At 72.1% G+C, this 24,623-nt stretch carries 21 protein-coding genes; 7 read left to right on the top strand and 14 right to left on the bottom strand.

The genetic code is table 11. The features are described 5' to 3' along the window. Positions 1–32: 32 nt before the first annotated feature. The 4 genes from FS825_RS03535 to FS825_RS03520 all read right to left on the bottom strand — a co-directional run bounded on the left by FS825_RS03535 (position 33) and on the right by FS825_RS03520 (position 5,203). Positions 33–2,021 (bottom strand): ArnT family glycosyltransferase, encoded by a 1,989-nt coding sequence (locus FS825_RS03535; RefSeq protein ID WP_144710891.1) that lies wholly within the window; start codon positions 2,019–2,021, stop codon positions 33–35. Continuing rightward, a complete protein-coding gene (locus FS825_RS03530; protein WP_144710889.1) occupies positions 2,018–3,511 on the bottom strand; it encodes a glycosyltransferase in 1,494 nt (497 codons plus the stop codon). Before FS825_RS03530 ends, FS825_RS03535 begins: the two co-directional genes overlap by 4 nt. After that, a complete protein-coding gene (locus FS825_RS03525) occupies positions 3,508–4,020 on the bottom strand; it encodes a GtrA family protein (protein WP_260980991.1) in 513 nt (170 codons plus the stop codon). The genes FS825_RS03530 and FS825_RS03525 overlap by 4 nt, the downstream gene beginning before the upstream one ends. Before the next feature lie 178 nt (positions 4,021–4,198). Continuing rightward, positions 4,199–5,203: an aldo/keto reductase family protein gene (locus tag FS825_RS03520; RefSeq protein ID WP_144710884.1), complete on the bottom strand. Its 1,005-nt coding sequence runs from the start codon at positions 5,201–5,203 to the stop codon at positions 4,199–4,201. A gap of 504 nt (positions 5,204–5,707) precedes the next feature. Between FS825_RS03520 and FS825_RS03515 the strand changes: the two genes are divergently transcribed. The 4 genes from FS825_RS03515 (at position 5,708) to FS825_RS03500 (ending at position 9,676) form a co-directional block, all read left to right on the top strand. Continuing rightward, the gene (locus tag FS825_RS03515; RefSeq protein WP_144710882.1) at positions 5,708–6,652 is read left to right on the top strand and encodes a hypothetical protein; all 945 of its coding nucleotides are present in this window, start codon (positions 5,708–5,710) and stop codon (positions 6,650–6,652) included. Between the two features lie 129 nt (positions 6,653–6,781). Further along, positions 6,782–7,342, top strand: a complete 561-nt coding sequence (locus tag FS825_RS03510) for a YceI family protein (protein WP_144710880.1) — start codon at positions 6,782–6,784, stop codon at positions 7,340–7,342. Between the two features lie 775 nt (positions 7,343–8,117). Further along, entirely contained in the window at positions 8,118–8,684 is a 567-nt protein-coding gene (locus FS825_RS03505) for a TIGR03086 family metal-binding protein (RefSeq protein WP_144710878.1), read from the top strand. Further along, positions 8,681–9,676 (top strand): aldo/keto reductase, encoded by a 996-nt coding sequence (locus FS825_RS03500; RefSeq protein ID WP_144710876.1) that lies wholly within the window; start codon positions 8,681–8,683, stop codon positions 9,674–9,676. Before FS825_RS03505 ends, FS825_RS03500 begins: the two co-directional genes overlap by 4 nt. A gap of 56 nt (positions 9,677–9,732) precedes the next feature. Here the strand turns inward: FS825_RS03500 and FS825_RS03495 are convergent, their stop codons facing one another. Beyond that, entirely contained in the window at positions 9,733–10,665 is a 933-nt protein-coding gene (locus FS825_RS03495; RefSeq protein WP_144710874.1) for an oxygenase MpaB family protein, read from the bottom strand. A gap of 60 nt (positions 10,666–10,725) precedes the next feature. On the opposite strand from FS825_RS03495, the gene FS825_RS03490 reads away from it, so the two are divergent. Continuing rightward, complete coding sequence (locus FS825_RS03490; protein WP_144710872.1) at positions 10,726–12,408, top strand: long-chain-fatty-acid--CoA ligase; 1,683 nt, start codon at positions 10,726–10,728, stop codon at positions 12,406–12,408. Between the two features lie 24 nt (positions 12,409–12,432). Here the strand turns inward: FS825_RS03490 and FS825_RS03485 are convergent, their stop codons facing one another. The 6 genes from FS825_RS03485 to FS825_RS03460 all read right to left on the bottom strand — a co-directional run bounded on the left by FS825_RS03485 (position 12,433) and on the right by FS825_RS03460 (position 19,771). Then, the gene (locus FS825_RS03485; RefSeq protein WP_144710870.1) at positions 12,433–13,554 is read right to left on the bottom strand and encodes an NAD-dependent epimerase/dehydratase family protein; all 1,122 of its coding nucleotides are present in this window, start codon (positions 13,552–13,554) and stop codon (positions 12,433–12,435) included. Beyond that, positions 13,551–14,576: a core-2/I-branching beta-1,6-N-acetylglucosaminyltransferase family protein gene (locus FS825_RS03480; RefSeq protein ID WP_144710868.1), complete on the bottom strand. Its 1,026-nt coding sequence runs from the start codon at positions 14,574–14,576 to the stop codon at positions 13,551–13,553. The genes FS825_RS03485 and FS825_RS03480 overlap by 4 nt, the downstream gene beginning before the upstream one ends. 182 nt (positions 14,577–14,758) lie before the next feature. Continuing rightward, positions 14,759–15,823, bottom strand: coding sequence for a DMT family transporter (locus FS825_RS03475; protein WP_144710866.1), 1,065 nt, complete (start codon positions 15,821–15,823; stop codon positions 14,759–14,761). Next, positions 15,820–17,721: an amino acid transporter gene (locus FS825_RS03470; protein ID WP_395885516.1), complete on the bottom strand. Its 1,902-nt coding sequence runs from the start codon at positions 17,719–17,721 to the stop codon at positions 15,820–15,822. Before FS825_RS03470 ends, FS825_RS03475 begins: the two co-directional genes overlap by 4 nt. A 237-nt stretch (positions 17,722–17,958) precedes the next feature. Beyond that, positions 17,959–18,243: a hypothetical protein gene (locus tag FS825_RS03465; RefSeq protein ID WP_144710862.1), complete on the bottom strand. Its 285-nt coding sequence runs from the start codon at positions 18,241–18,243 to the stop codon at positions 17,959–17,961. A gap of 10 nt (positions 18,244–18,253) precedes the next feature. After that, on the bottom strand, positions 18,254–19,771 hold the full coding sequence (locus FS825_RS03460; RefSeq protein WP_186377052.1) for a PspC domain-containing protein: 1,518 nt from the start codon (positions 19,769–19,771) through the stop codon (positions 18,254–18,256). A 114-nt stretch (positions 19,772–19,885) separates the two neighbouring features. Here FS825_RS03460 and FS825_RS03455 point away from each other — a divergent pair, with 114 nt between their 5' ends. Further along, the gene (locus FS825_RS03455; protein WP_144710858.1) at positions 19,886–21,130 is read left to right on the top strand and encodes an ATP-binding protein; all 1,245 of its coding nucleotides are present in this window, start codon (positions 19,886–19,888) and stop codon (positions 21,128–21,130) included. Next, positions 21,131–21,835 (top strand): LuxR C-terminal-related transcriptional regulator, encoded by a 705-nt coding sequence (locus FS825_RS03450; protein ID WP_144710857.1) that lies wholly within the window; start codon positions 21,131–21,133, stop codon positions 21,833–21,835. It begins immediately after the preceding gene. A gap of 12 nt (positions 21,836–21,847) precedes the next feature. Here the strand turns inward: FS825_RS03450 and FS825_RS03445 are convergent, their stop codons facing one another. From FS825_RS03445 to FS825_RS03435, 3 genes are read right to left on the bottom strand one after another with little or no spacing between them, the layout of a single operon-like run. Beyond that, positions 21,848–22,696: an ABC transporter permease gene (locus FS825_RS03445; RefSeq protein WP_144710855.1), complete on the bottom strand. Its 849-nt coding sequence runs from the start codon at positions 22,694–22,696 to the stop codon at positions 21,848–21,850. After that, positions 22,693–23,715 carry an ATP-binding cassette domain-containing protein gene (locus FS825_RS03440; RefSeq protein WP_144710853.1) on the bottom strand — a complete coding sequence of 341 codons (1,023 nt, stop codon included), beginning with the start codon at positions 23,713–23,715 and terminating at the stop codon, positions 22,693–22,695. The genes FS825_RS03445 and FS825_RS03440 overlap by 4 nt, the downstream gene beginning before the upstream one ends. Positions 23,716–23,772: 57 nt before the next feature. Next, entirely contained in the window at positions 23,773–24,540 is a 768-nt protein-coding gene (locus FS825_RS03435) for a hypothetical protein (RefSeq protein ID WP_144710851.1), read from the bottom strand. Positions 24,541–24,623 lie beyond the last annotated feature (83 nt).

Here is a 24,623-nt window from a genome sequence, read left to right as displayed (position 1 = left end):
CGTTGTCCGGGTCTGGACCGTGCGGGTACGGGTCACGAGCCGCTCTGGGCGGTCGTCGTCGGGTCTGCCGGTGTGTAGGTCACCGTGAGGTGTCGCCCGTCCCGCACGACCGAGTCGGGTCGGAACGCGGCGGGGACGGCGTCGAGGGTCGCCTCGATGCGCCGGGCGTCGGCCGCGCTGGAGGCGAGCATGACCACGCGGCGGAACGGCTGTCCGGTCTCGCCGGGGCGCGGGGTGAACCGGTCGACCTCGACGGACTGGTCGGCGAGCACCTGGCCGAGGGCGATCATCGCTCGCGAGTCGACCTGGCCGGCACGGAACTGCGACTTCGTCCCCTCGTCCGCGAAGAGCTCCGGGTTCGACGCGAGCTGCGTGCCCAGGGTCTTGCGGACGTCGGTCGCCCGCGTGATCGCGGTGTCCGCCGCGGCCTTGCCCTCGGCGTGGATGCGACGGACGTCGACCTCCTGGTCGCCGGTGCCGAACGTGGCGACGGACGTGGAGTTCTCGATCGCCTGGCGGACGTCCGGCGACGAGTTCCCGCCGGTCCGCATCGAGTCCGTCGTGATGACGTAGTCGGAGTCCTTCCAGCCGTTCGGCGACTGGCGTTCCACCGCGGCGTCGGTGTCGAGCTTGTAGTACCAGATGACGTTGTCGCGGGCGAACCCGTCCCGCACGAGGTCGACCCACATGGCGTCGTCGACGAGCAACCGGGACGACTTCGGCACGTTGGTGTCCACCCACTTCTGCGCCTGCTGCATCGGGAGGTCGAGGTCGCCGAGCACGAAGCCGCGCAGCTGCGGCCCCCAGAGCGACACGGCGACGAGGAGCGCTGCGGACGTCGCGATCGCCCAGGTGGTCCCGAGGGCGCGGCGGGCGACGGCACCCGCGGAGTTCCCCGCGGTGCCGTGCACCCGGCCGAAGACGGTGAGGACGGCACGCTCGGCCGTGTACGCGACGAGGAGCGCAGCGAACGGGATGAGCATGATCACGTACGGCACCGGCAGGTACCCGTTCGGCCGGAACATCACGACGAGCAGGAACACGAGCATCGCCGCGATCGGCCGGACCCGGCGCAGGAACAGACCGACGACGGCGGCGGCGGACCCGAGCACGATGAACGCCGGGTCGAGTGCCCACCACTGCGACGCGGCCGCGTTCGCGAGGCTGCTGGGGTCGAACACCGAACCGCTCGCGGCACGTGACCCGAGCTGGTACGTGATGCCCTGGAGCAGGCTGACCCGCCCCGGCCCGGGCAGGAGCTCGCCCTTCACCGCGGCCAGCAGGAGGTAGCCGCCACCGATCACCACGAGCACGGCCCCGGCGACGCTGAGCGTGTAGCGGCGGGTGCTCTTGTCGGCGCGACGCACGGCCAGCCAGATCAGGAACGGCAGCGCGAGGAGGTACGTCTCCTTCGAGAGCACCGCGATGCCGAGGCACGCGGCAGCGGCAGCGAACCCGGCCAGCTGCTGCCGGCGGTTGAGCACGAGGACGAACGCAGCGAGGAGCCACGGCGTCGCGACGTTGTCGATGTACACGGTGCGGTGGTACTGCAGCGCGAGCGGGGAGAGCGCGAACACCAGGACGGCCGCGGCCGCGGTGGCGCGGTGGGCGCCGAGCCGTCGGGCGAGGACGAACAGCAGGACGGCCGAGACCGCGGCGAAGAACACCATCGCCTCGCGGCCGGCCTCGACGGCGTACGGGTAGCGCGCGAACGCCCCGGTCAGCGACGTGTACCCGGCGATCTGGACCCAGCCGAGCGGCGGGTGGTCGTACCAGTACGTGTAGTGGGTGAGCTCACCGAGGTTCGTCAGCGCCCACGCCTGGGCCGTGTAGGTGCCCTCGTCGTCGATGCGCTGCGGCGTGCCGGTCATGTTCCACGCCTGCACGACGACGGCGACGGCGAGGACGGGCAGCAGCCACACGAGGCTGGGCGCGTGCACCCGGAGCCAGGTCCGCACGCCGTGGGACGACCCGGCACCCCGGATCGGGATGCCTGTGGTGTCGGTGATGCTGGCGGTCATGACTTCGCTCCGGCGCGCTCGAGCTCACGGGCGGCCGGCGCCGGCACGACATCTGCGTCAGGGAACACGGGTGCTGCATCGACGGCCTCGGGGTGAGCCGTCCGGTGTTGACCAGTGTGCTCCGTCTTCTCCCATCCGTCCTGCCCCTTCGCGTGCCGGATGACGGCCCGCACCGCGGCGGCGGCGAGGAACACCTGGTACGGCACGAGACCGAGGACGAGCTTGACGTAGTCGCGGACCCGGACGTTCTCCTTGTAGATGCGCCCGAACTCGTTGAGTCCGACCACCTCGACCGCGAGCAGCATGAGCGTCGGGGCCACCGGGACGAACGACACGAGGGCGATCGCGGTCGGCACCTTGACGAACAGGATCATGAGCACGCTGAGCGGGATGAGGAGTCCGGTGGTCGCCTGGATGAACGGCATCGTCAGCATGTAGCGGGCGAAGAAGCGCTGGCGGAAGGAGGGCAGCTTCTTCCACTCCCCCTTGCCGAGCACCTGCAGGAAGCCCTGGTTCCACCGGGTCCGCTGCTTGAGCAGGGAGGCGAAGGTGGGCGGGGTCTCCTCGCGGGTGACGGCTTCCGGGCTGTAGGCGACGACGACCTTCGCGCCGTCGGCGGAGAGCCGGACGCCGAGCTCGCAGTCCTCGGCGAGGCAGTGCGCGTCCCACCCGTTGGACCAGTCGAGCCGGTCCTTCGTCACGAAGACGGTGTTGCCGCCGAGCGGGATGAACTTCGACCCCGCGTGGAAGTGCAGGCGCGACCGGAACCAGAAGTAGTACTCGAGGACGTTCCGGAGCGACCACCAGCTCGACCGGAAGTTCATCAGCTGCACGCCGCCCTGCACGACGTCGGCGCCGGTCTCCTGGAACCGCGAGTCCACCAGGGTGAGCAGGTGCGGGTACACCTCGTCCTCGGCGTCGAACACCCCGACGATGTCACCGGTCGCGTACTGCAGCGCCAGGTTCATCGCCTTCGGCTTGTTCTTCGGCGCGGTGTCGTCGACGACCACCCGGATGAGTCCGGGGTGCCGGGCCGCGGCGGCGCGCACGACGGCGTCCGTCTCCGGGTCGTCCTCGCCGACGATGGCGATGATCTCGAAGTCGGGGTGGTCCTGCGTGGCGAGCATGTCGAGCGTCTGGCCCATGACCTCCTGCTCGTGCCGGCCCGGTACGAGCAGGGTGAAGCGGTGTGCGGCGGGTCGGGGCGTCTGGCTGAAGCTCGTCGACTTCAGCGCGTCGCGCGACCGCCAGGCGTGCAGCATCCACCACAGGGTGGTGAGCGCGACGATCGTGAGCAGCACGGAGATGGCGATGAGGGCGGAGTACCCGACCCACTCGCCCACCGACCAGGCTGCCTGCGGGACCTGACCCGAGCCTCCCGTCGGCACGTCGGTGGTCCCGCGGTTCGGGACGGACCCTGACGGGCCGGCCCCCTCGCCGGGCTGGAGCAGCGGCCCGGCGGCCGCCAGCAGCGTGGTGGAGATGGTCATTCGGCGAGCTCCTTCGTGCGACGAGCGTCGGTGGAACGGAAGACGAGGGCCTTGTACGCGGCGAACCGGAACGCGGTGCCGAGCACGAGACCGACCCCGTTGCCGGCGACGTTGTCGGCGAGGGTGGACGTGAACCCGAGGACGTAGTGCGAGACGAAGAGGCAGGCCGCGGCGATGCCGAGCCCGACGAGGTTGGTGGCGGCGAAGAGGAGTCCCTCGCGGAGGGTCTCCCGACGTCCGGACTGCCGTTCGGCGCGGAAGGTGATGAACCGGTTCCCGATCCACGCGACGGCGGTGGACACCACGGCGGAGACGATCTTCGCGGCGATCGGTGCATCCGGCATCACGGTCGCGCGGAGGAGGTTGTAGATCCCGAGGTCGATCACGAAGCAGACGGCGCCGATGCTGCCGAAGGTGACGAGCTGCCGGCCGAGGACGACCAGGCGCGCGACGCGGGTGGAGCGCGCGGGCTCGGCGCTCGCCAGTGCCTCCCTCGGTGCGGATGGCACCAGAACGGGGGTATCGGTTCGGGTCATGCCCCCTCTTCGGGGGCATGGAGGGTGCGGTTTGGGCGGGGTACGCCCCTTGCCAGGCGTCTGCCAGTTCGACGACATCTGCCGTTCACACGACGGACGGGAGGCGCGGTGCCGGCTGGCACCGCGCCTCCCGTCCGGGGGTTGGTCGCGTCTACGCGGGGCGCGACGCCGGGCTGACGGTCTTCGACGCGTCGCGCTCCGGGATGTCACCCAGGGCCTCGTCGATGGCGGCGAGTGCGTCGGCGTCGAGCGTGACGCCGGCGGCCTTCACGTTGTCCGTGACCTGCTCCGGACGGGACGCGCCGACGATCGCACTCGCGACGTTCGGGTTCTGCAGCGTCCACGCGATCGCGAGCTGGGCGAGCGTGAGCCCCGCCTGGTCGGCGACCGGCTGCAGGCGCTGCACGGCCTCGAGGACCTCGTCGCGCATGAACCGCTTGATCATGTCCGCGCCGCCCTTCTCGTCCGTGGCGCGGGAGCCCTCGGGCAGCGGCTGACCGGGCTTGTACTTGCCGGTGAGCACACCCTGCGCGATCGGCGACCAGACGATCTGCGAGAGGCCGAGCTGCTTCGACGCGGGGACGACCTCGCCCTCGATGACCCGCCACAGCATCGAGTACTGGGGCTGGTTCGAGATGAGCTGGAAGCCGAGCTCCTTCGCGAGGGCGGCGCCCGCGCGGATCTGCTCGGCGTTCCACTCGCTCACGCCGATGTAGAGCGCCTTGCCCTGCCGGACGACGTCGGCGAAGGCCTGCATGGTCTCTTCGAGGGGGGTCTCGGAGTCGTAGCGGTGCGCCTGGTAGAGGTCGACGTAGTCGGTCTGGAGGCGGGTCAGCGAGCCGTCGATCGACTCCATGATGTGCTTCCGGCTGAGGCCGACGTCGTTGTGACCCTTCGGCCCGGTCGGCCAGTAGACCTTCGTGAAGATCTCGAGCGACTGGCGACGCTCGCCCTTGAGGGCCTCGCCGAGGACCTGCTCGGCCGCGGTGTTGGCGTACGTGTCCGCGGTGTCGAACGTGGTGATGCCGGCGTCGAGCGCTGCCCGCACGCACTGGGTGGCGACGTCGTTCTCGACCTGCGAGCCGTGCGTCAGCCAGTTGCCGTAGGTGATCTCGGAGATCTTGAGTCCGGAGTTGCCCAGGTACCTGAATTCCATGGTGTCGACGCTACCGGGCTCCGGGTGCGCGTGAGGGGCCGTGGGAGTACCTGGCGGGGTGGGCGGCGCGCGGCGCGCGCGTGCCGCGCGCCGCGCGCGGCGCGCGGCGCGGGGGGGGAGGTGAGGAATGCGAGCGGGCGGTATACCCACCCGGGCACTCCGGAACCGCACGTATTCCTCCCACTCGCGCCGCGCCTCCAGGACACGCACCCCGCTGACCGGGCCCGTCAACGCGAGCGGGCGGTATGCCCACCCAGGAGCCCGGGAACCGCACGTATTCCTCCCGCTCGCGCCGCGCCTCCTGGACGCTCCCGCGCGCGCTACGGGCCGCACCCGCGAGCGGGAGGAATACCCACGAGATTGGGCCGGTAAGCTCCCGGATCCGCCCGCTGGCGGCACGCTCGTCCAGTCGGCCACCCCCTCACAAGGTGCCCCGCGGCGGCAGCGCTCCACAGATCGCGCCACAGAGCGACCACGGCCCGGCGACTCGACGAGGCTGACCCCATGCAAGCCGAGCTCGCGTTCCCGATGGCCCTCCGCGGCCGGCCGTTCCGCGTCCGCGAAGCGCTCCACCGCGGCATCAGCCCCGGACGACTGCGCTCGAAGGCACTACTCCGACCATTCCACGGCATCCGCACCTGGGTGCAACCGCGGACGCACGAAGAACGTGCGCGTGCTGTCCTCCCTCGGCTCCGACCCGACCAGGCGTTCAGCCACACGACCGCAGCCGTCATCCTCGGCCTGCCACTCCCCCGGCGACTCGAACGCGACCTCCGCATCCACGTGACGACCATCGGGCCCGACCAGGCGCTCCGCGTCCGCGGGACCATCGGGCATCGCGCTCGCGAAGGGCGTGTCCGCACCGTCCACTCCGGGACAGCGACGCTGACACACCCAGCCGACACGTTCATTGCGCTGGCGACCCTCCTGAACAGGGACGAACTCATCGTCGTCGGCGACGCCCTCGTCGGCTGGCGAGGGTGGTGCGACCGCGACGAGCTCATCGCGGCCGCCCGCCGGTACCGAGGCGCCCGCGGGATCCGTCGCGTCCGCGCTGCCCTTGCCGAGATCCGGCCGGGCTCCCGCTCCCCAGGAGAGACGAGGCTGCGGCTGGCCATGACCCGCCGCGGTCTCCCGCAGCCAGCGCTCAACCACGACGTGGTCGTCGACGGTCGGTGGGTGGCGTGCGTCGACCTCGCCTACCCCGCGGCCCGCGTCGCGATCGAGTACGAGAGCGACCTCCACCGCACTGACGACAGGACGTTCCGGAAGGACCTCACTCGCGGAGAACTCCTCAAGGACGCCGGCTGGTGGCTCGTCCGCGCGACCGCGGACGACGTCGGGGCGGCGATCGACACCTTCGTCGCGCGCGTTCGTCGCCTGATCGACGGGGCGTCAGCCGGGAGGCACGACTCGCGTCCGACACGCCGGTCACCGTCATCGGGATGAACATTGGTTGACGCTTCAACCAAATGCGTGCAGAATGGGCTACCATCGGCTTCGATGCAGGCGCATGGAACTCTCGTTCCTCCCAACGCCTGCTCGGGTACGCAGACCACACGCTTCGAAGGAGTCACCATGACGCTCACCGCCTCGACCATCCCCGGCTACCAGACCGGCACCTGGAAGATCGACCCCACCCACTCCGAGGTCACCTTCTCGGTCCGCCACCTCGCGATCAGCAAGGTGAAGGGCAAGTTCGAGACCTTCGACGCCACCGTCGTCACCGCCGAGAACCCGCTCGAGTCGACCGTCGAGGCGAACATCGACGTCGCGTCGATCAACACCGGCCAGGAGCAGCGCGACCAGCACCTCAAGACGAGCGACTTCTTCCTCACCGAGGAGCACCCGCAGCTGACCTTCCGCTCCACGAGCATCGAGGCCAAGGGCGACAACCTGCACATCGCCGGCGACCTCACCCTCCGCGGCGTGACCAAGCCCGTCGTCCTCAAGGCCGAGCTCGGTGGCTTCACCACTGACGGCTACGGCCAGGTGAAGTTCGGCGCCGAGGCGACGACGAAGATCGACCGCACCGAGTTCGGCGTGAACTGGAACGCGGCGCTCGAGGCCGGTGGCTTCACGCTCGGCAACGACGTGACCATCAACCTCGACGTGCAGTTCGTCCTCCAGGCGGCCTGACTCCCTTCGAGTTTCTGACCTCCAGGTCCGCGAACGCCGCGTGACCTGAGGGCACCGAACAGCAGGACACTGCAGCACCCGAGGCGTACGGCCCGGCTCCCTCCAGGGAGCCGGGCCGTTCGTCGTTCCCGGTGCTGATGCCCGTCGCGGTGCGGCGCGTCCGTGCTGGCCTCTTGGCGCTTCCGCGAGCGGGAGGTATGCGCACGGCATCGGCGCTCCCGGAGGCCTGTTCCGCCCGGTCGCCGCGCACGTCTCGCTTCCTTTGTCCGCGGCGTCGACCGCCGACGAGCGCTGAGCAGCGAGCGGGCGTGATCCGTTTCGGAAGCGAGCTCTGACTCGCTTCTTCAGGCCGCTCGCTCCGCTCAACGCGAACGGGTGAATTGGTACGGATTCGCTTCCCGCGCACGCGCATGTGGCCCGCTCGCCGCGGGCGCGTGACGAATGGGCGGAAGCGGCGGCGATCCGACTGGTCCGCCGGCGTATTCCTCCCGCTCGCGCAACGCAACGGGACGGGGCCGCCGGTCGGGGGCGCCGGCCCCGGGCCGGGGCGGCGGAGGAGCGAGCGGCCGCTCGGGTGGCGCAGTAGCGTGAGACCGCACCACGAGGGGGCGCCCCACCCAGGGAATCCGCGGCCCCGCCCGCCGGTTGCAGCCGAGCACCAACAGCACGAAGCGCCCGCCCGAGCACCGCCCGGGCACGGCCAGACAGCACGAACAGCACGAACAGCCCGCCCAAGAGCACCCCCACCCCCACCCCCACGAACAGGAGCACCACCATGGCCACCGACTGGATCGCGCTGCAAGCCCTCGCCGCATCCGAGTTCGGCCGCCGCGTCGCCGCCGTGACGGACTGGGACGCCCCCACCCCCGACTCCGAGTGGACCACCCGCGACCTCGTGCAGCACGTCGTCGAGGAACAGCGCTGGATCCCGAAGCTCCTCACCGGCTGCGACCACGACCAGGCCGAGGCGGACCTCGAGGAGATCGGCCCCGACCTCGCCGCCGAGTGGGAGAAGTTCGCCACGGCAGCGACCGAAGCCTGGCGTACTTCGCCCGCTGACGCGCCCGTGCACCTGGCGACCGACATCGTCCCCGCCGGCGAGTACCTCACCGAGCAGACGAGCGACATCACGATCCACACGTGGGACCTCGCACGGGCGACCGGCTCGGACGAGGACCTCCCGGACGAACTCGTGCGCGCCGTGTGGGAGTACTTCGAGCCGAAGATCGAGCACCTCGCGGCGACCGGCCTCTACGCCGCCCCGGTCGAGGTCGGCGAGGACGCCCCGCTGCAGGTCCGCCTCCTCGCGGTCACAGGCCGTGATGCCAGAGTGACGGCATGAGCGAAGGAACGAGCACCACCCGCCTCGGCGCCACCGGCCTCGAGATCAGCAGCGTCATCCTCGGGATGATGTCCTACGGCGAACCGGACCGCGGCGCCCACCCGTGGAGCGTCGGCATCGACGAGGCGCGCCCGTTCGTCCGCCGCGCGTTCGAGCAGGGCATCACCACGTTCGACACCGCCAACGTGTACTCCGCGGGCAGCAGCGAGGAGATCACCGGCACCCTCCTCAAGGAGCTCGCCCCGCGCGAGCAGATGCAGGTCCTCACGAAGGTGAACGGCCGGATGCGCCCGGGCCCGAACGGCGCCGGGTTGTCCCGCGTGGCGATCATGCACGAGATCGACGCCTCGCTGACGCGCCTCGGCACGGACTACGTCGACCTGTACCAGATCCACCGCTTCGACCCGGAGACCCCGGTCGAGGAGACGATGGAGGCCCTGCACGACGTCGTCAAGGCCGGCAAGGCCCGGTACATCGGCGCGAGCAGCATGTGGACGTGGCAGTTCGCCGAGATGCAGCACGTCGCCGAGCGGCACGGGTGGACGAAGTTCGTCAGCATGCAGGACCAGTACAACCTCCTCGAACGCGAGGAAGAGCGCGAGATGCACCCCTTCTGCGCCCACACCGGCGTCGGCGTCATCCCGTGGAGCCCGCTCGCCCGCGGCAAGGTCACCCGCCCGTGGGACGCGCAGGGCTCCGGCAGCCGCGCGGAGTCGGACGAGTTCGGCAAGACCCTCTACCGCCAGGACGAGGACGCCAACCGCGCCATCGTCGAGGCGGTGCAGCAGGTCGCCGAGGCGCACGACGCGAGCATGGCCCAGATCGCCCTCGCCTGGGTGATGGGCAAGGCCGCGGTCAGCGCTCCGATCGTCGGCGCCACCAAGGAGCACCACATCGACGACGCCGTGATCGCGTCGACGATCACGCTCAGCGACGACGAGGTCACGCGACTCGAGTCCGCGTACACGCCCCGGGTGCCGTCCGGTTTCTGACGCACCACCCGTCTGACTGGAGGCGCGGTGCGGGCCCGCGCCGCGCCTCCAGTCCGTCAGACGGTCGCGTCCACCCCGTCGGCCGCGCGTTCGAGACGCGCGATGCGGACGAGCGCCGCGCGCTCCGTCCCGGGCTGGTGTCCGAGCACGGCTCCGATGCCGTCGAGCACGATCCCGGCCGTCCGCTGCACCGGGAACTCGACCGGCCCGATCGCCGGCGTCCGAAGACCGAGCATCGAGCGGTGCCGCGGGTCGAGCGACGCGACCGCCCCGTCGAAGAGCGCGCGGTAACCCGGTCGCAGGAGCTTCGCGAGCGGCGGGTCCTTGATGAACCGGACGACCTCGCTCGTGCGCGCGGTCACGACGAGTTCCCCGCGGTCGAGGTAGCCGTCCATCTGCGCGCGGAGCTCGAGTTCGCTCTCGGGCGGGTCCTCGACGTGCATGAGCCGGCCGGCGGTCGCCCACTCGCGCACGTACGCGTCGGCGCCGCCGGGGATCGGCTCGCCCCACAGCTGGGCGCTCCGCAGGAAGGCGTCGGTGAACGCGAGGTGCACCCACCGCGCGAGGTCCGGGTCGTTCGCCGCGTACGGCTTGGTGACCCCGTGCCCGTCGACGTACTCGCCGCGGACCCGCTCGTGCAGCTTCCGGACCCAGGCGCTCGCGGACTCGGCGGCGGCGGTGTCGCCGTGCGACACGGTGTAGATCCAGCGGATGGTGCCGGCGAGGCGGCCGAACGGGTCCTCGCGGTAGCGGGAGTGGTCGGCGACCCCGGCGAGCGCCCCCGGGTGGAGTGCCTGGACGAGCAGCGCGCGGACGCCGGCGAGGATGGTCTGCTTGCCGCCGTGCACCGACCAGGTCGCGGATCCGGGGCCGAAGAACCCGGCGTCGGTGCCCTGTTCGAGGTCGTCGATCCAGGCCGGACGTTCCGTGGCACCACCGGTGAACGTGTCGTTGAGTCGTGAGCGGAAGGCGTCGGCGACGGAGGGCATGCCCCCATCGTCCGTCGTGCCCCTGACAACCCGCCGCGACCGCCCGCTAGGTTGGTCCGCGTGAGCATCGACACGCCTCGTCCCTGGCTTGCCTCGTACGCCCCGGGGGTCCCGCACGACATCGACGAGCCGACGGGCTCCTTGTACGACCTCGTGGAGGAGTCCGCTCGGCGCTTCCCGAAGCACGTCGCGCTCGAGTTCTTCAAGCGGACCACCACGTACGCCCAGCTCGAGGAGCAGATCCTCCGGGCGGCGAACGGGCTCCGGAAGCTCGGCGTGGGCGCCGGCGACCGGGTGGCGATCGTGCTGCCGAACTGCCCACAGCACGTGGTGGCCTTCTACGCGGTGCTCCGGCTCGGGGCGATCGTCGTCGAGCACAACCCGCTGTACACGCCGCGGGAGCTCCGCCACCAGTTCGAGGACCACGGCGCGAAGGTCGCCATCGCCTGGGACAAGTCCGTCGCGACGCTGCAGGACTTCCCCGCGGACGTGTCGCTCGACGCGATCGTCTCGGTCGACCTCACGCGCGCGATGCCGCGGAGCACCCGTCTGGCGCTCGCCCTGCCGATCGCGAAGGCCCGCGAGTCCCGCGCGAAGCTCACGACGAGCGTCCACGGCACCACGACCTGGGACGACCTCGTGTCCAGCCGCAAGCTGTCGAAGCGGCACCCGCGTCCGGCGACCGGCGACGTCGCGCTCATCCAGTACACCTCCGGCACGACCGGGGTGCCGAAGGGCGCGGTGCTCAGCCACCGCAACCTGCTCGCGAACGCCGCGCAGTCCCGAGCGTGGGTCCCGCAGATCGTGCGGGGCGACAACGTCGTGTACGCGGTGCTGCCGATGTTCCACGCCTACGGTCTGACGCTCTGCCTGACCTTCGCGATGAGCATGGCGTCGCGGCTGGTGCTGTTCCCGGCGTTCGACCCGGCGCTCGTGCTCGCGGCGGTGAAGAAGCACCCGCCGACGTTCCTGCCGGCCGTGCCGCCGATCTACACGCGGCTGCAGCACGCGGCGGACTCCGCGGGGGTGTCGCTCGCCGGCATCGAGATCGGGATCTCCGGCGCGATGCCGTTGTCGCAGGACGTCGTCGAGCCGTGGGAGGCCCGGACCGGCGGCTACCTCGTCGAGGGCTACGGCCTCTCCGAGTGCTCGCCGGTGCTCATGGCGAACCCGGTGTCGCCGGCACGTCGCCTCGGCGCTATCGGGCTCCCGTTGTCCTCGACCGAGGCCCGGGTCGTCGATCCCGACGACGGGACGAAGGTGCTCGGCACCGACGAGCCCGGCGAGCTGCAGGTCCGCGGTCCCCAGGTGTTCCGGGGCTACTGGGGCAAGGCCGAGGCCACCGACGAGGTCTTCACCGCCGACGGCTGGTTCCGCACGGGTGACGTCGTGGCGATCGACGTCGACGGGTACGTCCGGATCGTCGACCGCCTCAAGGAGCTCATCATCACCGGTGGGTTCAACGTCTCCCCGTCGGAGGTCGAGGACGCCCTGCTCAAGCACCCGAGCGTGCGCGAGGTCGCCGTCGTCGGCATCACCCACGCCGGCAACGAGCAGGTCGTCGCCGTGGTGGTGCCGAAGGACCCGGCCACCTTCGACGCGGAGGCGCTGCGGGCCTGGTCGCGCGAGCACCTGGCGGCCTACAAGGTGCCGCGCCGGGTCGTCGTGGTCGACGACCTGCCCCGGTCGATGATCGGCAAGGTGCTCCGACGGAAGGTGCGGGACCAGATCGTCGGCGAGTAGCGCTGGCGCGGTGGCCCGGGGCGCTCAGGCCACCCGGAGCGGTTGCGGCTGCGCCGGCACGTCCTGCGTCGGCGCGTCCTGCGTCGCCATCCACGCGAGCAGCAGGGCGATCCCGTGCTCCGGGTCGACCTGCGGGACGTACCCGAGGGCGTCCGCCGCGGCCGACACGTCCGCGAACGCCGCCCGCACGTCCCCGAGCCGGTACTGCCCGGTGACCTGCGGCGCCGGGGCACCCGCCTGTGCAGCGACGAGGGCGGCGAGGTCGAGCAACGTCATCGGTGCGCCGGAACCGATGTCGACGGTGCTGGTGCCCTCCGTGGTGCTCCGGGTGGCCGCGGACAGCGCACGCACGACGTCGTCGACGAAGACGAAGTCGCGGGTGATGTGGCCGTCCTCGTAGACGGGGATCGAGCGGTGCTCCCGCGCCAGGCGACCGAACAGGCTCACGATGCCGGTGTACGGGTTCGTGAGGGACTGGCCCGGTCCGTAGACGTTCTGCAGGCGCAGCACGCTGAGGGGCGTGCCGTGCGCGGAGGCCCAGGCGTGCAGCACGTGCTCCTGCGCGAGCTTGGTCGCCGCGTACACGTTGGAGGGGCGTGGTTGCGTCGTCGCCGCGGCGTGCGCCAGCGGGTGGGCCGGACCACCGCCCGCGTCTCCAGGCGCCGACGGGTCCCACTCCGCGCGGTCGAGCTGCCGGACGTCGCGGGCGGCGGCGGCGAAGCGCGTGCCGTCCGGTGTGGCCCACTCGCCCTCGCCGTACACGGCGCGGGACGACGCGAGGACGAAGCGGTCCGGGACGTGGCCGGCCCGGTGCAGCCCGTCGAGGAGCTCGCTCGTGCCGACGACGTTGACCCTGGTGTGGCGGCTCGCCTCGGTCAGGGACTGCCCGGTGCCGGTCTCGGCCGCGAGGTGGACGACGACGTCCGGGCGCACGGACCGGAGCACGGCGTCCCACATGGTCGGCACGGTGACGTCGAACGGGATCGCGGTGATGTCCGCCGGGAGTGCGGGCCAGCCGCCGGCGTGCACCTGGGGGTGCAGGACGTCGAGCAGGACGACGTCGTCGCCGTCGGCGGCCAGGTCGGCGGCGAGACGGGAACCGATGAACCCGGCACCGCCGGTGATGAGGACGGTACGGCCGGTCATGATGGCTCCTTGGTGAGCAGGACGTGCTCGGCGAGGGCGTCGAGCACGCGGGGGTCTGCGCCGAACTTGCGGGCGAACGGGTGCGGGGCGGCGACCAGCATCGGGACGTCCTCGACGGTGAAGACGTCGGGACGCCCGGAGCGGTGGTCCGACCAGCGGATGGTGTGCAGCGACTCGTGCTCCACCCGGATCGACGGGTCGTTCTCGAGGATCGTGGCGAACAGCGACTCGACCGGGATCACGGTGCGCTCGTAGTAGCGCACGAGGGCGGGGTCGGCCTCGATCCGTGTCACGACCGCCTGCATCGCGCGTCGGTCCAGCGCGAACCAGCAGTTGTTGTGCCAGCCGGGGTGTGCCCGGTCGAACGGGGTCCGGAGTGCGCGGAACCCGATGCGCGCGGGCACGCCGACCGACGGCATCGCGAGCGCGAGGCGGACGGGCAGCCCGTGCTTGTGCAGGCGGTGGACGAGGACACCCGCGGCGCGGTCGACGAAGCGGGCGACCGGTCGTGGCAGGTGCCTCGCGAGCCCCGTCGTCGGCAGCGCGTACCACTGGAACCGGTACCGCTGAGCGGCTTCGGCACGGATCTCCGGGTCCGGGATCTCGTCGAGGCGCCAGGCCTCCATGACGACGTCGGTCCCGTTCGCGGCCGCGGCTCCGAGTCGCTCGCGGAGGACGCCGAGGGGCGCGGTCGGGTGGTCCTGCTCGGACAGCATCATGACCCAGTCGACGTCGAGGTGCTCGAGGATCCAGCCGTACACCCGCCACCGGGCACGGTCGAGGGTGATGTCGCCCCAGCCGATCGTCTCCGGGCTGAGCAGGACGTGGACGCCGAGCGCGTCGAGCGGTGCACGGTCGAGGGCGTTGTGCGTCTCGTCGTGCTGGACGACGATCTCGGCGTCGGGGTCTCCGGCCCGGAGAACGCGCACGAGCCGGAGCAGCTGGACGCCGTCGCCGTACGACGTGATGAAGTAGGCGAGCCGCAGGGGCTCGCGGGGTGCTGCGAAGTGGTGCTCGGACATCGTGATGTTCCTCGCAGGGACGGTGGTACCGGCCGGCCACGACGGGGCGTCGTGGTGCGATCAGTCTCCTGAGCACCGGCGGGCGCGTCGATGGCTGCGCCCGCAGTTTGCGGCAAACCGCACCGGGTGGCGCCCTCCGCCGGACCGGCGACCGGCCGTCGCCCGGCCACCGCCGACCGCCGTCAGGAGCGCGAGCGACCGGCCCCACGAGCAGGCAGGGCCAACAGGGCGAGCCCGCCCACGACGAGCACGATCCCGACCGTGCCGCCCGCGCCGAGGTGCTCCCCCACGACGAGCACCGCCAGCACCGCCGCGACCACCGGCTCGACCAGGGACAGCAGCGTCGCGACCGAGGCGCTGACGCTCCGGAGCCCCACCGCGTACAGGGAGTGCCCGAGCACCGTGGGCACGAGCGCCAGGTAGAGGAAGACCGGCCAGTTCGACGCCACTCCCAGGGAGTCGTGGCCGCCGACCACCGCGAGGACCACCAACGGGACCGCGGCCAGACCGAACACCGCCCCGACGACGCCCCGCCCGTCCGCCCCCGGCACACCGGCCTCGGGACCGCGCGGCACGGCCCCGACTCCGCCCGGCACCGCCCCGCGAGCGCCCGGCACCGCCCCGATCCCGCCCGCGCCCGGCACCGCCCCGCGAACGCCCGGCACCGCCCCGATCCCGCGCGCGACCGCCCACGAGTACAGCGCGTACGTCAGCCCGGCGACGAGCGCACACCCGAGCCCGAGCACGAGCAGCCCACCCGCCCCGGACCCCGCCGCCCCTGCCCCGGCCCCCTCCGACCGCGCGAGGGTCACGACGACCATGCCGGCCACGCTCACCAGGGTGGCGACGATCCACCGGGGTGTGACGCGCCTCCCGTCCGCCACCCACTCGACGAGACCCGCGAACACCGGCGACGACCCGATGGCCACCGTCGTCCCGAGCGCGACGCCCGCGTCGGCGAGGGCGGCGTAGAACGCGACCGCGTAGACGACGAGCGAGACCGCGCCGAGCACCACCCACCGGCGCGTCGCCGGTCCGGCCAGGGCGCCGACGGTCCGCCGCCCCGCGGCGACCGCGAGGACGAGTCCACCCAGTCCGAACGTCACCGCGCCGAAGACGAACGCGGGCACGCCCGGCGCGAAGTGCGTCGCGGTCCCGGTGGTCCCCCACACGGCTGCGGCGACGAGGACTGCCGCGGCTCCACCGAGCGGCCTGGAGGCGCGGCGCACGTCCGCGTCGCCCGTCACGACACGTGGACGCTGGGTCGTCGGTTGACGTCCGGTTCCGCCTCGCGCAGCACCTCGCGCGTCACGGGGGCGACGTCGCCGACGCCGGTGAACACGAAGCGGATGGCGTTCCGGATCGGGCTGCCCTCGTTCCACTCGAAGTAGATGCTCGGGACGACGCCGGCGATGTCGCGGATCGCGAGGAGGGTCGACGCGATGGTGTTGGGGACGTTGCCGGAGCGGACCTTCAGCACGCGGTGCCCGTGGATGACGTGTCCTTCGACGACGAGGTCCTCCTCGAAGTCGGAGGAGTCGGCCGGCAGCACCTCGAGGAACATCGTCGGGACCCGCGCCGGGATGCCGGAGTCGCGGCGTTCCTCGCGGCCCTTCGACCGGTACGCCTCGGCGGTCCCGGCACCGGGTTCGTTCGCGATGATGCAGACCGAGCTGAACTGGTCGGCGTCGGCCTCGACGAACTGCCTCGCGGTGGCGTCGAGCTCGATCGACGATGCCCGGAGCTCGAACGAGCGACGCACCCGCGAGACCAGGGACACGACGACGATCGCGACGATGAACACCGCCGCGATCCGGACGCCGTCGGGTCGTTCGATGACGTTCGCGATCGTCGTGTAGACGAACACGACGGCGATCACGCCGAAGCCGATCGTGCGCTTCCGCTGCTGCTTGCGCCGTGCCGAGAGCGTCACCGCGACGGCGGCGCTCGTGATGAGCACCAGCACGCCGGTGGCGTACGCGCCGCCCTGCGCGTCGACGTCGGCGCGGAAGATGATCGTGATGACGAACGCGATGAGCGTGAAGATGATCACGAGCGGCCGGGTCGCTCGCGCCCACTGCGGCGCCATGCCGTAGCGGGGCAGGAAGCGGGGCACGAGGTTGAGCAGGCCGGCCATCGCGCTCGCCCCGGCGAACCACAGGATGGCGACGGTCGAGAAGTCGTACACGGACCCGAACACGCCGCCCAGGTACTGGTGGGCGAGGAAGGCGAGCGCACGGCCGTTCGCACCGCCGCCGGGCTGGAACTCGTGCTGCGGGATGAGGAACGTCGTGGCGATCGAGGACGTGATGAGGAACGAGCTCATGATCACGGCGGCGACGGTGAGCAGCCGCTTCGTGCCGCGGATCCGTCCTTCCGGTCGGGCACTCGAGTCGTCCGAGGCGTCCCCGCGGACCTGCGGCATCACGGCCACACCGGTCTCGAAGCCGGACAGGCCGAGCGCGAGCTTCGGGAACACGAGGAGGGCGATCCCGATCATCACGAGCGGGTTGCTGTGCTGCGCGGTGAGCCCGCTCCACCAGTCGCTCGCGACCATCGGGTGCTCGAACACGTGCCAGAGGGCGACCACGACGACGACCGCGTTGAGCGCCAGGAACACCCCGACGAGCCCGACGGCGATGCCGATCGCCTCCTTGAAGCCGCGGAGGAACACGATGCCGAGCAGGAGCAGCAGGGCCAGGGTGATCGGGATCGGGATCTCGGTGAACCAGTGCGGCGTGTACGGGTTCTCGGCGATGTGGGCCGTGGCGTCCGCTGCCGACAGGGTCATCGTGATCATGAAGTCGGTGACCGCGAAGCCGAGCAGCACGAGGACGAAGAGCTTGCCGGCCCACCAGGGCAGCAGCTTCTCGAGCATCATGATCGACCCGGCGCCCCTGAAGCTGTCCTGCGCCACCCGGCGGTACACCGGCAGCGCGCCGAGCAGGGTGACGAGGACGAGGACGATCGTCGCGATCGGCGACAGGAGCCCGGCGGCGAGCGCGGCGATGGCGGGCTGGTAGCCGAGGGTGGAGAAGTAGTCGACGCCGGTGAGGCACATCACGCGCCACCACGAGTGGGTCTTCTCGACCTCGACCTGGTGGGGGCCCTGGTGCGAGGCGCCCTGGTCCGCGCCGTGCAGCATCCAGCGACGCAGGCGGGTGCTGCGGTCGAGGGGTGGCTCGGTCGCGTCGCGTTCCGCGGCCCGCTCGGCGTCTGTCGCGGTCACGATGACGATGGTAGGCGGTCCGGGCAGCGGTGACCGTCACGAGCGCGGCCGGGCGACGGTGACCGTCACGACCGCGGTCGGGCGGCGGCGGCCGTCACGACCGCGGCTGGGCGACGGCGGCCGTCACGACCGGGCCCGCCACCGCCGGGCCCGTCAGGACCGCGGTCGGGTGACCGCGGCCGCCACGCCGGCCACCACGAGCAGGACGCCCGCCGCGACGCACGCCGCCAGCACCAGGGTCAGCGGGTCGACGGAGAACAACGGCAGCGCGGTCACCGCCATCGCCGCGGCGAACACCAGGAGCACGACGCCCCAGAACACGGTGCCGAACCGCGCCGCCCTCCGAGGGCGGGCATCCACCGTGGCGGGTGTCGGATCATCGCCGACCGGCTCGTCGAGCGGTTCGGTCCGGTCCAGGGGGGTGGTGTCGTCGGTCATGATCGCTTCCTCACTCGTTCACGAAGACCGCACGCGGGACGGTGACCCCGCCACCGAGGACCCACACGTGCACGGTCGTGGTCTCAGCGGCACTCGCGGTGCGGGCCGCCCGGTTCTCGACGAGGGTGGTGCCGAGCACCCCGCCCTGGCCGTCGTCGTCATCGTCGCCCGGTGTCACGTCGACGCCGTAGCCGACACCGCTCACCTCGACGCGGACCGGCGCATCGGTCGGCAGCCGGACCTCGGCTCCCCCGGCGCCGAGCCACAGGTTGACCCGCCCGCCGCCGTCGGCCTCGTCGAGTCCGCGCAGGTCGAGCGTGGGACCGCCGACCACCATCGCGTAGTTCCGTTCGGCGCCCCGTCCGACGTCGTCCACCCGCCAGGTCGTGCCGCCGATCACGGAGACCTGCGTCCCCGCGGGCAGCACGCCCGTGACGACGAGCGCGACGACGCCGATCGTGGCGAAGAGTCCGAGGCCCCCGCTCTCGCGCCCCCGGACGCCGGCGACGATCGTCGCGACGGCGAGCACGCCGAGCGCCGCGGCGATGCCGAGCACGGCGACCGAGAGCCCGGCCTGCTGCGCCCACACCGCGACGCCGGCCCCCGCGACGAGCGCCAGTCCGAGACTCACCGCGAGGAACGCCGCCCCAGGTACACGCTCGGCTCGGCGGGCACGCCGCTCGGCCGCGCGCTCACGTTCCCGTCGCACCCGGTCGAGGTGCTGCTGGTGGCGGTCGGCGGCGGTGGTCCCGTTCCACGTCCAGGAGGCGCTGCTCGCCCCCGTCGCGTCCCCTGCGGCCCCGGGACGGCCGGGTCCGGGAGCCGTGGTGGCGCCCGCCGTCGACCACGCCGGACCAGCGGGGCCGCCGGGGCCGGCGGGCCCAGCGGGGCCACCTGGCCCACCTGGCCCACCGGGGCCGGCGGGGCCAGCGGGGCCAGCGGAGCCGGCCGGGCCGGTCGGGTCCTCGGCGCTGGTCCAGAAGTCACGCCGCAGCCCACCGGCGTCGGTCCCGGCCGCGCCGTTCCAGTCGGTCGGGTCGGTCGGGTCGCCCGGGCGGACACCACGGCGGGCCAGCACCACGACCAACCAGATCGCACACCCCACCAGGGCGATGGTCCAGGCCGTGCCGAGCGTGGCCGAGAGCCAGCCCGGCATCCCCCAGGCGACGGGGACGCCCTGCCACCAGATGCCCTGCACGGCCGGCACGAACGTCAGGACGACGAGGACGCCGATCGCGATGAGCGCGGGGTCGAGGACACCCCGGATCATCCGCTCGAGGTGGATCCGTCCGGCGGAGTCCGGCAGCAGCGCCCAACCGGCCGCGTAGGCCAGGAACACCGGACCACCGAGCAGAGCCACGACGATCGCGACGCCGCGCACCACGAGCGGGTCGAGGCCCGTCCGCTGGGCGACCGCACCGCACACGCCGGCGAGCCAGCGATCGTCGGTCCGGGTGACGTGGATGCCCCGGATCCAGTCGAAGAACCGTGTCGCCGACGCGGGGCCGCCGGTGTCCTGTTGAGTCATGGCCACCAGCATCGCGCCGGGCGGGACCCGCCACCATCGGGGTTCGCCCTGACCGGCCCCTGATCCCCACCCCGGTCCCGTCGTCCGGGGGCGGCACGATGTCAGGATGGGGGCATGCCCACCGCCACGATGTCCCGCCCCGCACTGCGGGTCGTGGGCGGCGTCTGCGGTGGCTTCGCGGCCCACACCGGGCTGCCCGTCGGAGCGGTGCGCGCGGTGACGGTGGCGCTCGCCGTCTGCGGGGGCGCCGGGGTGCTCCTCTACGCCTGGCTGTGGGCGACGACACCGGAACAGGCATCGGCGTCGGCGTCGTCACTGAAGTCGGTGCTCACCGCGCCGGCCGACCCCGCCGACCGGGCCGGGGGCGACCAGGCCGGGGCCGCCGACCCGGGTCGGCGTGCCCCCGTGGTCGAGATCCTGCTCGGCCTCGCGCTGCTCACCGCCGGCGGCGCCATGATCGCCTCCCGTCTCGGCGCCGACGTGCCGCTCGAGGTCGTGGTGCCGGCGATCGTCGTCGCGACCGGGGCCGCGCTGGCGTGGCGGCAGCTCGACGCCCTGCGGAACGTCCGTGCGGCCGGGTCGTCCGCACTCGTCGTCCGCGCGCTCGGCGCACTGGTGCTCGTCGTGCTCGGGATCCTGCTGTTCTTCACGTCGAGCACCCACCCGAACGTGTGGACCGTCCTCAGTGCCGCCGCCGCGGTCCTGCTGGGCGTGGCGGTGGTCGTCGCGCCGTGGGTCGTCCGGCTCGTGCGCGACCTCGCCGAGGAGCGTGCCGCTCGCGTGCGCGACGTCGAACGCGCCGAGATCGCGGCGCACCTGCACGACTCGGTCCTGCAGACCCTGGCGCTCATCCAGCAACGGGCCGAGCCGGGCTCCGACGCGGCCCGGCTGGCGCGGGCCCAGGAGCGGGAGCTGCGCTCGTGGTTGTTCGCCGAGCAGGAGGAGCCGACGTCCGACCTCGGCGCGCAGCTCCGCGCCGCCGCCGCCGAGATCGAGACCGAGTACCCGGCCCGCGTCGAGGTGATCGCGGTCGGTCCGGCCCGCGCCGACCTGCCCGACGGCATCGTCGCCGCCGCACGGGAGGCCATGCTCAACGCAGCCCGGCACGCTGGAGGGACCGTGAGCGTGTACGCCGAGACCGCACGGGACCGGGTCGAGGTGAGCATCGGTGATCGCGGTCCGGGGTTCGACCCGGCGTCCGTGCCCGAGGGACGGTACGGGGTGCGGGAGTCGATCGTCGGACGGATGCACCGGCTGGGCGGCACCGCGAGCATCGGGCCGGGTCCGGGTCGCACCGGTACCGAGGTCCGGCTGACCCTGGCCCTGCCGGACACCGACGCGCCGACGAAGGAGCACTGAGTGACCGAGGGCGACGCGACCAACACGACCGACGCGACCGACGACACCGGCGACACCGCGTTGACGGTCGCGATCGTCGACGACCACTCCATCTTCCGAGCAGGCGTGCGCGCCGGACTGCCGGCGGACCTCCTGGTCGTCGGTGAGGCCGCGACGGTGGACGGGGCGGTCGACCTCGTCGCTGCGACCGCTCCCCGGGTCGTCCTGCTCGACGTGCACCTGCCCGGTGGCGCCGGGGGCGGCGGTGCCGAGGTCATCGCACGGGCGGCGCCGGGCAGCCCGGACACCCGCTTCCTGGCGCTCAGCGTGTCGGACGCCGCCGACGACGTGGTCCGCGTCATCCGGGCCGGAGCCCGCGGCTACATCACGAAGAGCTCGTCGGTCGCCGACGTCGCCGAGGCCGTCCGCCGGGTGGCCGACGGGGACGCCGTGTTCTCGCCGCGGTTGGCGGGGTTCGTGCTCGACGCCTTCGGAGCCGTCAGCGGCGAGACGGCCCAGGGCGACGCCGAGCTCGACCGCCTGTCCGCCCGGGAGCAGGAGGTCATGCGGCTGATCGCGCGGGGCTACGCCTACAAGGAGGTCGCCGCCGACCTGTTCATCTCGGTGAAGACGGTCGAGACCCACGTGTCGAAGGTGCTCCGCAAGCTGCAGCTGTCGAACCGGCACGAACTGACGGCCTGGGCGCTCCAGCGGAAGCTGCTCTGACGGCGGCCCGCGCTACTTCGAACTGATCCGCGTGTACTTGTTCACCGCCCAGGGCACGAACACCACGAGCATCACCGCGATGCCGATCAGGACCGTGACGACCGGGTGCTGCATCGTCCAGATCTCCGGCACCGGCGCCGACCCCACGTTGCCGAAGAGCTCGCGTGCGGCCTGCACGAGCGACGACACCGGGTTCCACTCCGCGAAGACCCGGAGCACGAGCGGCAGGGTGTCGCTCGGCACGAACGCGTTCGAGATGAAGGTCAGGGGGAACAGGATCATGAACGAGGCGTTGTTGATCACCTCGGGCGTCTTGACGCTCATGCCGAGCAGAGCCATCACCCAGCTGAACGCGTAGCTGAACAGCAGCAGCAGCGCGACGCCGGCGAGGAACTCGAGCGGCGACGAGTTCACCCGCCACCCGACCACGAGGCCGGTGAGCATCATGATCGCCATCGAGATCCCGTTGAGCACGAGGTCGGAGTTCGTCCGGCCGACGAGCACCGCGGACGCGGACATCGGCAGGGTGCGGAAGCGGTCGATGAGGCCTTCCTTGAGATCCTGCGCCATCGCGGACCCGGAGAACGTCGCCCCGAAGACGACCGTCTGGGCGAAGATCCCCGCCATCAGGAACTGCGTGTAGTCCGTCCCCTGCACCGCGATGGCGCCGCCGTAGACCTGGCTGAAGAGCAGCACGAACATGATCGGCTGGAGCACCGCGAAGACGAGCATGTCCGGCGACCGCTTGATCTTGATGAGGTTCCGCTTGGTGATGGTCCAGCCGTCCTCGAACCACACCGCGGCGGGTGCGGTGACGACGACGGGCAGCTGTCGGCCGAGCGCCGTGGTGGTGGCGGTCATCGTGCCGTCTCCTTCTGCTTCTGGTTCTTCGCCGGCTTCTTCCCCGCGGTGGTGTCGTCCACTTCGTCGTCGGTCGCGGCGTGCCCCGTGAGCCGGAGGAACACGTCGTCGAGCGTCGGCCGACGCATGCCGGCGTCGTGCAGGTCGATCCCCGCCTCGCCGAGGTCGGCGAGGACCCGCTGCAGGGCGGAGGGACCGGCGTCGACCGCGATCGCCCGGGTGCGGCCGTCGCCGGAGACCTCGACCTCGCCCACGCCGTAGCGACGGAGCACCGTGGTGGCCGCGTCGCCGTCGGCTTCGTCGACGAGGGTCACCACGACCCGGTGTCCGCCCACCTGGGCCTTGAGGTGGTCGGAGGTGCCCTCGGCGATCACGGTGCCGTCGTCGATCACCGCGATGTCGTCGGCGAGCTGGTCGGCTTCCTCGAGGTACTGCGTGGTGAGGAGCACCGTCGTACCCTCGGCCACGAGGCCCTCGATGATGCCCCAGAGCGCCAGGCGGCTACGGGGGTCGAGGCCGGTGGTCGGTTCGTCGAGGAACAGCACGCGCGGGTTCATCACGAGCGCGCCCGCGAGGTCGATCCGGCGCCGCATGCCGCCGGAGAACCCCTTCACGGGTCGGTCGCCCGCCTCGGACAGGTCGAACACGTCGATGAGCTCGCGTGCTCGCTGCCGGGCCGTCCGACGGCCGAGGTGGTAGAGCCGTCCGATCATCTCGAGGTTCTCGAACCCGGTGAGGTTCTCGTCGACGGCCGCGTACTGCCCGGACACGCCGATCGACCGCCGGGTGGCCTGCGGGTCGGCGATGACGTCGATGCCGTCGATGTGCGCGGTGCCGGCGTCGGGCGTGATGAGGGTCGTGAGCACCTTCACGGTCGTGGTCTTGCCGGCGCCGTTCGGTCCGAGCAGCGCCTTCACGGTGCCCTGCGGCACCGAGAGGTCCAGCCCGGCGAGGGCGTGGACCGGTCCGGACTTGGACCGGTAGGTCTTGGTCAGCCCGGAGGCTTCGATGATGGCCATGGCGCTCCCTTGTCGACCACAGAACATATCAGTAGGTCGGTGGGAGCGCCGACGTCGCTACACGTCGAAGTCACCACCGAAGTCGCCGAAGCCACCGCCGAAGTCCGATCCGCCGTCGCCCCAGCCCGCATTGTCGAACCCGCCGCCGTCGGAGCCGCCGCCGTCCGTGGCGCCGCCGTCTGCGGAGTCGGCACCAGTGTCCTCCGAACCACCGTCACCCGCAGCGTCGGTACCGCCATCGAACGATCCCGGGTCGGGCAGGAACGCGCTCATGATCGCCGAGCCGATGACGTAACCGGCCACCGTGCCGAGGATCGACGCACCGATCATGCTGCCGAACGATGGCCCGGACCGCTGCCCGCCGAACCCACCGCCGAAGGCACCGCTCTGCCCGCCGCCGACGCCACCGAGCGACCGCTCCATGAAGCCGGGCTGCCGGATCTCGGACCGTGTCGCCGCCTGCGCGAGCGACCGGGGGTCGTCCCCGCGGGGCGCTTCGCCGGCCGGGGCCGTCCGGGTGAACTCGTCGTAGACCATCCGGCGCTGCTCCGGGGTCAGGGTCGCGAAGGCTTCGGCGTGGACCTCTTCGATCCGCTCGGGCGGCGCCGTGCGGAGCAGGTACCGGTACCGCTCGACCGCGCGCTCGTCGTCGGTCCCGGCGCCCGGCGCGGGCGGCTGGTAGGGCTGCTGGTACGACTGCTGGCCGTACTGGTACCCCTGCTGCTGGCGGGGCGCCTGCCCCCACTGGTTCGGCGTGCCGCCGTTCTGTGCGGCACCGTTCTGGTCGCGGTCCGGACGTCCGAGCAAGCGGTCGAGGAATCCCATTCCGCCACAGTAGGGAGCGGCGGCGCCCGGTGACTGAACGCACGCACAGAGTCCGCCGTGAGCGTCCGGGTGCAGGATGGCGG

Origin of the sequence: Curtobacterium pusillum (assembly GCF_007680845.1) — a bacterium.
GTDB lineage: Bacteria > Actinomycetota > Actinomycetes > Actinomycetales > Microbacteriaceae > Curtobacterium > Curtobacterium pusillum_B.
Note: the sequence above shows the minus strand (reverse complement) of the source record. Positions and strands in the feature narration are given on the sequence as shown.